Origin of the sequence: Psychromonas hadalis ATCC BAA-638 (genome assembly GCF_000420245.1) — a bacterium.
GTDB classification, from domain to species: Bacteria; Pseudomonadota; Gammaproteobacteria; order Enterobacterales; family Psychromonadaceae; genus Psychromonas; species Psychromonas hadalis.
The window spans coordinates 1-1,350 of the sequence record NZ_ATUO01000329.1 but is presented as its reverse complement, the minus strand read 5'-3'; the positions used below and the strand labels follow the sequence as shown (position 1 = coordinate 1,350).

The 1,350-nt window shown below is 37.4% G+C and carries 1 rRNA gene; it reads left to right on the top strand.

The window, feature by feature from the left end:
* Nucleotides 1–87 (top strand): 5S ribosomal RNA (gene rrf / locus G322_RS0119340); the annotation flags it as partial.
* Between the last annotated feature and the right edge of the window lie 1,263 nt (nucleotides 88–1,350).

Sequence of the window (1,350 nt, the reverse complement as noted above, 5' to 3'; positions counted from 1 at the left end):
TGATCCCTTTCCGAACTCAGCAGTGAAACGCAGTTGCGCCGATGGTAGTGTGGGGTCTCCCCATGTGAGAGTAGGTCATCGCCAAGCGCCTAATTCCGATAAACCCCAATCTTCGAAAGAAGGTTGGGGTTTTTTGTTTAGGGCGTTTGAGAAATTTATTATCTGTATGTAGTTTTTTGGGCAGAAGAAAATGATTAATAATCATTTTTGAGATGTAATGAGATAACAAATGGCCAATATGAATAGTGATAGTAGGGTGAATATCGCGCAGCGATAGTTAATGAGTAATGTTCACCATCGCTAAGCTTGCAATTAAATCCAAATAATCCCTGTTGACTGACCTCGACAGGGATTTTTTCGTTTAACTCGTTTCAGCGTTTTATGTTTTGAATCACCGAAATGACAGGTCGTCACATATCATGTCTATTAATAGCTAATTTTTTTACTTTTTATTGCTCATTACGACTAATACTTACCAGCCATTGTGTGGAAATCCTATGGATAAATTTAAAAATACACATTGAAACCGTGCTTAAACCTATTTTATGCCTATCCACAGAGGCTAAATCCTACTTAGTCATGATTAGAAAGGTGGGCTATACGGCCAATTTAAACTCTCAATGAGGTTTTATACGCACCGCACCTTCAACGACTGTATTTATTCTATTTGAACTCTATATTTAAAGTGTCATATTTAATCTGTAACGTGTGTTTAAGGTTATAAATTTCAGGTAGTTGAACTAACAGCTATCGACACAGTTCCCCGACAAGGAAATCGTTATCACACTGCAAGACTGTTTTGGAGGTGAAGAATCAAAAAAGATGACATTACTGGACACTTGGCTCCCTAGTAAAGGATTACATGAGTTACATATTCATCCAGATGGAGGTGATTACCCCCAAAAGCCTAGCTTGGAAGCTAGGCTTTTTTATCTCTGTAATTAAAAGCACTATTGTCGGGATTTTTACTGGATAATTTCATCTAAAAATGGTGTGTAACGACACTGAATAATTCATTCGCACTGTTCGGTCATTAATAATGACGCCAATTTCTTACTTTTATCTAACTATAAAGTAAGCGTAGGTACGCTTCTTATCACTGAGTTGTTTAACGCTACGCTTTATAAACGGTCTCAATCCTCATTTACCTCAACTAAATAGCCTGATCCGCATATTAATACAGCCTTTTGTTTGTTTAATAAGCTAACGAAATTTATATGCTAATAAAGTGTTGCCAACGTGATTCAGATCCCTATAATACGCCCCACAGACAAGGCAACTAACGCAAGTTACTTACCGAGTCCGAACCAACAAACTCGGTGAGTTTGAGCCAACAAAAACTTTTAAAGT